10 protein-coding genes and 2 pseudogenes are annotated in these 8,707 nt (G+C 68.5%); 6 read left to right on the top strand and 6 right to left on the bottom strand.

Translation table 11 applies throughout. The features are described 5' to 3' along the window. Positions 1-284, top strand: a pseudogene (locus tag O3W51_RS11590) (chlorophyllase); the annotation flags it as partial. Positions 285-353: 69 nt separating this feature from the next. Here the strand turns inward: O3W51_RS11590 and O3W51_RS11585 are convergent. Further along, on the bottom strand, positions 354-611 hold the full coding sequence (locus tag O3W51_RS11585) for a hypothetical protein (RefSeq protein ID WP_269285586.1): 258 nt from the start codon (positions 609-611) through the stop codon (positions 354-356). 1,036 nt (positions 612-1,647) lie between these two features. On the opposite strand from O3W51_RS11585, the gene O3W51_RS11580 reads away from it, so the two are divergent. Then, positions 1,648-2,865 carry a GH12 family glycosyl hydrolase domain-containing protein gene (locus tag O3W51_RS11580; protein ID WP_244808936.1) on the top strand — a complete coding sequence of 406 codons (1,218 nt, stop codon included), beginning with the start codon at positions 1,648-1,650 and terminating at the stop codon, positions 2,863-2,865. A gap of 126 nt (positions 2,866-2,991) precedes the next feature. Further along, positions 2,992-3,732: a DUF5701 family protein gene (locus tag O3W51_RS11575; RefSeq protein WP_198358009.1), complete on the top strand. Its 741-nt coding sequence runs from the start codon at positions 2,992-2,994 to the stop codon at positions 3,730-3,732. Positions 3,733-3,800: 68 nt separating this feature from the next. On the opposite strand, the gene O3W51_RS11570 is transcribed toward O3W51_RS11575, so the two are convergent. Together O3W51_RS11570 and O3W51_RS11565 are read right to left on the bottom strand one after the other, a co-directional pair. Beyond that, positions 3,801-4,289 (bottom strand): hypothetical protein, encoded by a 489-nt coding sequence (locus O3W51_RS11570; RefSeq protein WP_269285584.1) that lies wholly within the window; start codon positions 4,287-4,289, stop codon positions 3,801-3,803. A 130-nt stretch (positions 4,290-4,419) separates the two neighbouring features. Next, the gene (locus O3W51_RS11565) at positions 4,420-4,770 is read right to left on the bottom strand and encodes a winged helix-turn-helix transcriptional regulator (RefSeq protein ID WP_198358032.1); all 351 of its coding nucleotides are present in this window, start codon (positions 4,768-4,770) and stop codon (positions 4,420-4,422) included. Between the two features lie 140 nt (positions 4,771-4,910). On the opposite strand from O3W51_RS11565, the gene O3W51_RS11560 reads away from it, so the two are divergent. The 3 genes from O3W51_RS11560 to O3W51_RS11550 all read left to right on the top strand — a co-directional run bounded on the left by O3W51_RS11560 (position 4,911) and on the right by O3W51_RS11550 (position 6,880). After that, positions 4,911-5,483, top strand: coding sequence for a carboxymuconolactone decarboxylase family protein (locus O3W51_RS11560; RefSeq protein ID WP_232485485.1), 573 nt, complete (start codon positions 4,911-4,913; stop codon positions 5,481-5,483). Beyond that, positions 5,480-6,448, top strand: coding sequence for a PhzF family phenazine biosynthesis protein (locus O3W51_RS11555; protein ID WP_269285581.1), 969 nt, complete (start codon positions 5,480-5,482; stop codon positions 6,446-6,448). The genes O3W51_RS11560 and O3W51_RS11555 overlap by 4 nt, the downstream gene beginning before the upstream one ends. 126 nt (positions 6,449-6,574) lie before the next feature. Beyond that, positions 6,575-6,880, top strand: a complete 306-nt coding sequence (locus O3W51_RS11550; RefSeq protein WP_138351706.1) for a maleylpyruvate isomerase N-terminal domain-containing protein — start codon at positions 6,575-6,577, stop codon at positions 6,878-6,880. Between the two features lie 24 nt (positions 6,881-6,904). Here the strand turns inward: O3W51_RS11550 and O3W51_RS11545 are convergent, their stop codons facing one another. From O3W51_RS11545 to O3W51_RS48790, 3 genes and pseudogenes are all read right to left on the bottom strand, one after another. Next, a complete protein-coding gene (locus O3W51_RS11545) occupies positions 6,905-7,453 on the bottom strand; it encodes a GNAT family N-acetyltransferase (protein ID WP_138351705.1) in 549 nt (182 codons plus the stop codon). Positions 7,454-7,549: 96 nt separating this feature from the next. Beyond that, positions 7,550-7,936: an IclR family transcriptional regulator domain-containing protein gene (locus O3W51_RS11540; protein ID WP_138351704.1), complete on the bottom strand. Its 387-nt coding sequence runs from the start codon at positions 7,934-7,936 to the stop codon at positions 7,550-7,552. 94 nt (positions 7,937-8,030) lie between these two features. Continuing rightward, positions 8,031-8,369 (bottom strand): annotated as a pseudogene (locus O3W51_RS48790) (SpoIIE family protein phosphatase); the annotation flags it as partial. Positions 8,370-8,707 lie beyond the last annotated feature (338 nt).

Genomic DNA, 8,707 nt, shown 5'->3' with positions numbered 1-8,707 from the left:
TCCCGCTCACCACCCGAGGACCCGCCTGGACAAGCGATCCCTACACGCTCAGCCGCGGCAACAAGAGCCTGCTCACCGTCTTCGGCGGCGAGCACTTCCTCGGCGGCATCTCCGGCTACCGGGCAGCAGAGACCACCGACGAGGACTCCAGCCGCGTTGCCCTCGTCCAGCAGGTCACCCTCGCCTACCTACGCCACATCACCGGCATCGACCACACCGACTGGCAGATGGCCCGGTCCGTCCTCGCCGACGCCCGTGCGCTGGGGCGGCTGGACAACAAGTGACCCTCGGCGGTTGAAATACACGCCTTCGCCCGCCCAGCGACCCCCCGTTGGATCAACGCGGGGCGGGCACTAGTAACCCCAGCGTCCCCGGCTGCCGTCCTGGCGGCAGTGGATCATGCGCCCGTTCCCCGCATGCGTGGAGCTGCCGATGTCGGCGTTGCGGCAGAACTGGCCCGCGTTGTAGCAATTCCCCGCGTTGGAAACGATCTCGCACTCGGCGGGCGCGGGCTCTGTTGTCTGCGGGGCCTTGGTTGTGGGCCTCGGTGTGGCCTTGACCGTGTGCTGGGTCGTCGGGGCGGTGGTCGGCGTCTTCTGGCTGGTGCTCACGACGGGGGTGAGCGAAGGGGATGGCGCGGCGGTGGTCGAGAGAGACGGTGTCGGCGACGGGGAGGCGGTTGTCGGGACCGCCGAAGCAGTGGCCGAGGACGGGGCAGTGGCGGGTGCGTCGTTGGGGACCGGACCGCAGGCCACGGCGATCCCCGCCACCACCACGGCAACCAGCGCCCGTCCGACAGCTCCCCTGCGCCGTCGGCTCTTGATACCGCCATCATTCATGTCGCTGTGGCTGTTGGTGTCGCTGTTTGGATCGGCGTTGCGCATCGGTACCCCCACCAGAAGCCGCCAGAGAAGGAACATCATATGAACGGCCGTCCGGCTCTGGCGGGTTTCGGTTGAATCGTGACCAACGCTCCATGTACGTCAGGAGGTAGGGGTGATGGCCAGCTTGTCGGAGCCCGAAAGGGGAGACGCTCCTGCGGCGCCTGCCCCTGCGTCTCGCCGTCCCGGAACAGGACCTCGAATACACAACGACAGCATCGTCCAGGAACTCAGGGCACTGCCGGTGACCCGCCTGGGCATCGCGGAACGCAACAGGATTCCCATCAGGTTCTGGACGTTCACCCGCTACGGCGCCCCGGCCACCGCGACCACCCTCGCGGTCAGCGCCGCCTACATGTGGGTGCGCTACTGCGCCCTGACCTGCCCTCACCAATCCGAGAGCGGAGCAGATGCGCGTGCCGCTGGACGTGTGACGTCGTTGGCCGAAATGCGCTCGCGGGGTTCTCGGGAGGAAAGCCCTTGCTTTCCGCCTTCGAGAAGTGAACTCAGTAGGGCGTCTTGACACCCCTGAAAGAACATTGGCTTCATGTGTTGCGGCACTTGGCGGACTGAACAATTCCGAGTGCCGAGCATTCCGGTTGCTGTTCTCGGCCGTCGCGTCGAGTGGCGGCGCGTCGCACCCCTCAGCCGTTCCTCGTGAGGGGAGCGCCGTTCGTAAGTGTGGGAGCGCTCCCGCAACTGGTGTGCGGACCGCCCACCGTCCGGGTGCGGCAGCAGACCGTACCCGGTGACCGAAAGGAACTCCGTGTCCAGATCATTCGCGGGGCCACGCCAAGCGGCCGGGGCGGTGGCGAGCCTCCTGGCCACCCTGCTGATGTGCGCACTGTCGCTGACCTTCGCGCCGTCCGCGTCCGCCAACACCACCATCTGCGACAAGACCGGCAGCATGGCGGTTTCGGGCGGCAAGTACATCGTCCAGAACAACGAGTGGGGTGACTCCATCCCCCAGTGCATCGACGTTTCGGACGACGGTTTCAAGGTCACCACGGGGTGGCACAACGTGGGCACCAGCGGCGCACCGGCGGCCTATCCATCGATCTACGCCGGCTGTCACTACGGCAATTGCTCCTCGGGCAACGGCCTGCCGCTGCAGGTGTCGTCCTTCGCCAACCCGCAGTCCAGCGTCGACTTCTCCACCGCCGACGGGCAGTGGGACGCCGCCTACGACCTGTGGTTCGACACCAATCCCTATCCGGCGGGCCAGAACAACGGCGCTGAAATCATGATCTGGGCCAACCACTCCGGTCCTCCGTCGCCGGCCGGCTCCAAGGTGGGGACCGTCTGGCTGGAAGGCGCCAACTGGGACGTGTGGACAGGCCGGTTCGGTGACAACGGCAGCATCGGCTGGAACGTCGTGTCCTACGTCCGTCAGCAGCCCACCAACGCAATCTCGGTGAGCATCAAGGACTTCACCACTGACTCGATCGCTCGCGGCTACATGTCGCCTGCGTGGTACATGACCAGTGTGCAGTTCGGCTTCGAGCCGTGGGTCGGCGGCCCCGGACTGGCCGTCAACTCCTTCTCCTACACCTCCAACGGCTCGGGTGGCGGTGGTGGAGGCGGTGGCGGCGGTACACCGGGCACGATCGTGGGACAGGGCAGCGGCCGCTGCCTGGACCTGAAGGACTGGAGTGCTGCTGACGGCACCGCCGTCCAGTTGTGGGACTGCGGCACGGGCTGGAACCAGAAGTGGACACCGGCCAACGGCGCCCTCACCAACCCGCAGTCGGGCAAGTGCCTCGACGTATCCGGAGGTTCCACGGCGAACGGCACCCGCGTCCAACTCTGGTCGTGCAACGGCACCGGCGCCCAGAAGTGGCAGACCAACGGCAACGGCACGATCACGAACCCGCAATCCGGCAAGTGTCTGGACGCTGGTGGTTCAGCCAACGGCGCGTTGCTGCAGATCTGGGACTGCAACGGCAGCGGCACCCAGGCCAATCAGGTGTGGACGTTGAAGTAGCGCCCCGGTCAGGCATCGAGAGCCGCGGTGCCTGACCGTCCCGATCGGCCGGCAGGGGTGGGGAATGTTCCGGCGGGCCGCCTCGTTCACCCTGGGCTCGTCCACGTCGCTATCCCTGGGAGCATCGTGCCCGAAACCATCCCCGTCACCTCCACCGTTCTCCCGGTACTGCCGCCCTTGAGCGTGCAGGCCGAGCGTCTGATCGAGCTGGGGGTGCATGAGATCGCTGGGCTGCCCGCCGCCGAGCTTCGTATGTTCGCGGAGGCAGCGGGGGCAGCCGAAGCCGCCGAGGGTGCTGCGGCCGGCGATGGCGCCCTACTCGCGGTTCATCCGCACCAAGCCCCTGCCTCCGCCCTGGCGCCGCTGCTCGGCCGCGACGGCAAGCCGGGTTTCGTCGTCACCGACATGCCCGACGTCGACTTCTTCACCCCGCTGGAGACGGTCGCGCTGCCCGACGCCCCCCTCTACCTCCTCACGGGCCTCGACCGCGGTGACCAGATGGCCAACTGGAGCCCGAACGAGGCGCTGCCCGCCCTCACCGCACAGACCCGCACCCCGCTGGTGCTCACTGAGGGCATCCACTGGGTGGTGCAGCAGCCCGCCGTCCTGGAGCGCAATCACTGCTTCATGACCATCGGCTCCCGGCTGCGTAAATCCAACGGCGCCCTGGACGCCCGTACCCCGGCTGTCTGGATCAGCAACGGCACCGGGCGGGACGGCCGCGAGCGCCGTAACGCCCCCAAGGTCGGCTGGTGTTGGGCGGGCAACCGGCACACCTGGCTGGGCTTCGCCTCCGCAACAGCCCGGGTCCAGGGCCCGCATCGGGTCCTGATCCATCCCGATTCCGCGGGAGGTGCCCGACAGTGACGCGCGAAGCGGAGTGAGTGGGGGCGCCCGGTGCTCGCCGGGCGCCCTTGTCGGGGTCCCCCAGGTACTCAGCCCCAGCCGCGTACCGGCATGACTCCGTGGAGCCGTCGGGGTTTGGGGGCGTCCAGCATGGTGACGCCGTTGTAGCGGCGGCCCTGGACGAAGAGCACGGGAGCGGCGACGAACGTGACGAAGATCGAGGCGACGCTGACGGGGAACAGGACCGGGAGCGACTGGCCCTCGGGCAGGGTGCGGCCGCCCTCGTGAATGGCGTAACCGAACGCCGCGAAGAAGACGATGACGCTCAGGGCGGCCAGGACCAGCAGGACAGCGCTGGTTCGGCGGGTACGGGCCTCCGTGCGGACCTCGGCCAGCAGAGAGGCGTCGCACACGGGGCAGGTCAGCTCGACGCTCTGCTTGCCCGACGCCGGCCGGCGCACCCGGTTCAGGCTGTCCTGCCAGGTGATCCTGCGGGTCCGGGTGAGAAAGCCGGTCGTCCGGTCACTGAGGATGTGGCGCACCGCGACTTCCACGGTGCCTGGTATCGGTCTGTTCATGTCCCTGCAGCCCCCTCCGTCGCACGCCCCGATGTGGGTGCGCAGGGAACACAGTGTCGGGTTCGCGACGCGGGGATCAACAGCTCGCGAAAGGCTTTGCCTTGGCCATGCCTTCGGGGTGGGCGGGCTCTCAGTCTCTCTCCGGCGGCCGGCCCGTGTGGTCGACCCGCTCATCCTGGTCCTGGTCCTGGTTCTGGTCCTGGTCGTGTTCCTGCTTCTGCTTCTGCGCCCAGGTGTTCGCCCACTGGTCGAGCGGGGCGAGGGCGCGGCCGAGGTCTGCTCCGGTGGGGGTGAGCTCGTAGCCGTCGGCCGAGGGGGTGATGATCCCGCTGGACGTGAGCTCGCGCAGTCGCTGGTACAGGACGCTGGAGGACAGGCCTTCGCACTGCGCGAGCAGGGCGCGGGCGCCGATCGGGCCCGCGCGCAGTTCCCAGAGGATGCGGAGCGCCCAGCGGCGCCCGAACAGGTCCATCGCGGCCATGATCGGCCGGCCGGTCGTCGAACCGCGGACCGGTCCGCCCGGGCGTGGTGTCGGCATGACGCTCCTTGTGTTTCGTTATTCGAAACACTAGCATCGTCCACCCCTGCTTCTGCATCCGGATCAGCACAACGGGAGGACCGATGGCACGGATCGAGCCGCTGGAGCCGCCGTACACCGATGAGGTCGGCGCACAACTCGGGCGCATGATGCCCGCGGGTGCTCCGCCGATCGGGCTGTTCCGGATGTTCGCCAGGAATCCGCCGATGACCGGCGCCATGCATGGATGGGGCCGCTACGAGCTGAGCAGGCAGCTGACGTTGAGCTTGCGGGAGCGGGAGATCGTCATCGACCGGACGTGCGCGCGGTGCGGCTGCGAGTACGAGTGGGGCGTGCACGTGATGACGTACGCCGACCGGGTCGGCCTCACCCGTGAGCAGACGGCGTCCCTCGTCCACGGCGGAGCCACCGACGTGTGCTGGGCGTCCGAGCGGGAACGGCTGCTCATCCTCGCCGTCGACAGCCTGCACGAGCGCTCCGACATCGACGACGCGTTGTGGGCTCGGCTCGCATCGGCCTTCGACGACCTCCAGTTGATGGACCTGCTCCTGCTGTGCGGCTGGTACCACGCCATCAGCTTCGCCGCGCGGGCGGCGCGCCTGCCGCACGAACCCGGCGCGCCACGCTTCGCCGACGTCGTCCCCCGCACCCGATGAGCAGCCCTTCCCGTCCACCGGCGGCCCGCGCGGGTCTGCCGGCCATGACCGTGCACGCGTGCCTGCGCGAGGGCGGTGGCGGAAGCCCGACCGCGGTTGTGGACGAGGCATCATCATCTCTGTCCGGCCACCTGTTGACCGATGACGAGCGCCGCGCGGTACCCGCCCTGGCCGGCACCTCCCACGCGGCTTTCCTCTCGCAGGACGGCGAACGGGCGGCCGGGAGCGGGGACGACCGGCCCGTGGTCACCGTGCGTTTCTTCACCGCTGAGGGGGAGTTGCCCGCGTGCGGTCACGGCACCGTGGCCGCCTTGGCCTTCCTCGCTCAGCGCGCGGGGGGCAGGGAGTACCAGGCAGCCCTGTGCGTGGCCGGGCGCGTCGTCGAGGGTCGCGCAGTGTGCGGGGCGTCGTCCATCGAGGCCGCCTTCGAGGCGGGGCCGGTCGGCCTGCGTGAGCCCACATCAGGTGAACTCGCGCTGCTCCTGCCCGCTCTGGGACTCCGCACGGCGGTCGCCTCCGGAGCGTGCATCGCCACGCTGGGACGTCCGCGGTTCCTCCTGCCTCTTCCCACCCGCTCCGCTCTCGCCGTCCTGAGCCCGGACCTCGACCGGCTCGCCGCCGCTTGTGATCGCCTGGGCCTGCTGGGCGCCTTCGTCCACGCCCCGATATCGCCCTCGGGGCGGGTCGCGGCCCGCATGTTCGCCCCATCGATCGGCGTACCGGAGGACATCGCCAACGTGAACAGCTCCGCCTGCCTGGCCGCCCACCTGCTCGGCCGTCAGGGCACCACCGGGATCACCGTCTACATGGGCGATGCGCTGGGCCGTCCCTCCACCGTCACCGCCGCCGCACGCCGCACTTCGTCGGGCCCGATGGTCGAGGTCAGGGGCACCGCAAGGATCGGGCATGTGCTCCGATTGCCGGAACGGTTGGTTCCTCCCGGCGGGCGAACAGTCCGGCCCTGAACCCCGAAGCCCGTCCCCGTGACGACCACCGCACCGTGGCCCGACGTAGGGTCGAAGCCGTCGCCTTCTCCGACGCAATACGATCAACTTCCCTGAACCGACGCCATGATGAGGGGGAAGCCGCGAATGCTGAACTACAACATCGATGTCTCCGACGTGGACTACGACCTCGTGCTGTCGGACCTGACTGCCGAAGGGGACCAGCTCGACGCCCTGGTGGCCGCCGAGGGCGACTGGACCCGGCCCACGCCGGCCGTGGGCCGGACGATCGCGCACCAGATCGCTCACCTCCGCGCGGCGGATGCGAACGTGCTGGTCGCCCTGCGTACGCCCGGCGCGTTCGACGCGGTGACACCGTCACCAAGGCCGTTTCACATCTCGGCCCGCACTGACGGAGGACCACAGCACCTGGGTGCGCTCAGCCCGCGCTGAGGGCTGTGACCACGGAAGGAATGCCTAGACCTCGGGAAGGGAAGGATCGGGCGTCCAGGGGGATGGTGCGGTGACGGACCAGCGTTCGTGGTCGCGCCAGGCTCCGTCGATGTAGAGATAGGCGGGCGACAGACCTTCGTAACGAAAGCCCAGGCGCTGGACCAAGGACAAAGACGCCTGGTTCGCCGGCTGGATGCTCGCCTCCAGCCGGTGGAGCCGCAGGTCGTTGAAGGCGTGCTGCAGGGCCAGGGTGAGCCCTTCGGTCATGTAACCCCGTCCCGCGGACGGGGCGAAAGCCGCATAGCCGAGGGACGCGCCCTGGTAGCGGCCCCGGATGATCGAGTTGATGTTGACCATGCCGGCAGCTGCACCGGTCTCCTGAACGCGGATCACCAAGCCCAGGTCTGTGCCGTCGCTGAAGCGGTGCATCCAGCCCTGGAACTCCTCTGCGGTCGCGGGCAGTTGCATCCACGGCGAATGGAGGTCGGTGCTGGCCCGCACGAGCGAGCAGAACTCATCCTCGTCGGAGAGGGTGAGCGGGCACAGTTCAACCCGTGACGGCATATTGGACATGGGCCAATGTTAGGACCTCACGCCTGCGAGCTCATCGACGATGTAGTCGAGGTCGTTCGGGCTCAGGACCGCCTAGGGTCGCTGCGCGGTCGGCTCTCACCGGCCGCGCAGACCGGCGCTGATCGCCCTGCCGGTCAGGCGGACGGCGTCGGCAAGGTGTTCCAGGTTCTGTGCGGGATCGGTCAGGACGCACAAGGAGGCCACCGGGACACCGCCCGCGCTGTGCAGAGGCACGGCCACACAGCACACCCCCGCGGTCACCTCCTCCTGGTCGAACGCGACACCGTGGTCCCGGATCTCCGCCGCCTCCCGGCGCCAGGCCGCAGGGAGCGGGTCGATCGGGAGGGCGGGGTGTGCTCCGGACACAAGGACCTTTCCCGCCGCGGTGAACCACAGCAGGGGCGTACCCCTTCGGGGCGGAGCCAGGGCATGGTCCCCGCCGGAGGCCCAGTGCATGACGAGGGTCTGTCCTTCCCACAGCACGCTGATCCCCACTGTCGTGCCGGCGACTGCCGCCAGGCGGCGGACGCCAGTTCCCGTGCGACGTTGCCCAAGGGGCGGCGGGGAAGCTGACCAGGAGCAGGGTCACGTCGTCGGCGTAGGCGGCGGTGTCCGGCAACAGCCCACGGACCACGAGGTCCGCAATCTCATCCAGGTTGGCGGTGACGGTGAAGGCGCGGTGCAGGGAGGCAGTCAGCAGGTTGAGCTGAAGCTCCATGTCGCTGCTCGGGGTCTCCACCAGTCCGCCGGTATACAGGGCCGAGGTCGCGTCGGGATGGTTGGGAAAGCACATCTGTTCGTGGGGTACCCCGCCAACGCCCAGGGGGACGCTGACCGGCACGGGCAGTTCTCCGCGCCGGCGGGGTAACAGGTGGGGATCTCGTTCGGGTAAGCGTCCCGTCGTGTGGCACCCCATGGCGCCTGCTCCGATTCGAACGCCTCAGCGAGTGGGGCAAATCTTGCTGAAACCGTAAGTAGTAAGAAATGTCGTAAGACATAAGGATCTTGAAATCGTCAGTAGCCTGCTCTCAGGTGGCTGACTGTCGGCCGCGCCATTCGGGGGGCGGTTGACGTATGCGTGTTTCTGGAGACATCCCTCCGCGAGACAGCTTCGTTCCGTGCCATGACGTGGACCGAGCGGTTGCCGCGGATGTGCGGACTCTGCGAGTTGCCGGCACCGCCTTGCAGCCACGGTGTATCGCGCTCGGAAATCTCGCGATCTCGCTGTACTCCCGTCACCGCTGTCAGGGCGAC

The organism is Streptomyces sp. H39-C1 (assembly GCF_027158125.1).
In the GTDB taxonomy this organism is placed as follows: Bacteria; Actinomycetota; Actinomycetes; order Streptomycetales; family Streptomycetaceae; genus Actinacidiphila; species Actinacidiphila fildesensis.
Note: the sequence above shows the minus strand (reverse complement) of the source record. Positions and strands in the feature narration are given on the sequence as shown.

What these genes read in the sequence shown, in the direction of transcription:
- O3W51_RS11550 (WP_138351706.1), top strand. Translation starts at nt 6,575, where the DNA reads ATGCTGAACTACAACATCGATGTCTCCGACGTGGACTACGACCTCGTG.
- O3W51_RS11545 (WP_138351705.1), bottom strand. Translation starts at nt 7,453, where the DNA reads ATGTCCAATATGCCGTCACGGGTTGAACTGTGCCCGCTCACCCTCTCC.
- O3W51_RS11570 (WP_269285584.1), bottom strand. Translation starts at nt 4,289, where the DNA reads ATGAACAGACCGATACCAGGCACCGTGGAAGTCGCGGTGCGCCACATC.
- O3W51_RS11555 (WP_269285581.1), top strand. Translation starts at nt 5,480, where the DNA reads ATGAGCAGCCCTTCCCGTCCACCGGCGGCCCGCGCGGGTCTGCCGGCC.
- O3W51_RS11565 (WP_198358032.1), bottom strand. Translation starts at nt 4,770, where the DNA reads ATGGCCGCGATGGACCTGTTCGGGCGCCGCTGGGCGCTCCGCATCCTC.
- O3W51_RS11560 (WP_232485485.1), top strand. Translation starts at nt 4,911, where the DNA reads ATGGCACGGATCGAGCCGCTGGAGCCGCCGTACACCGATGAGGTCGGC.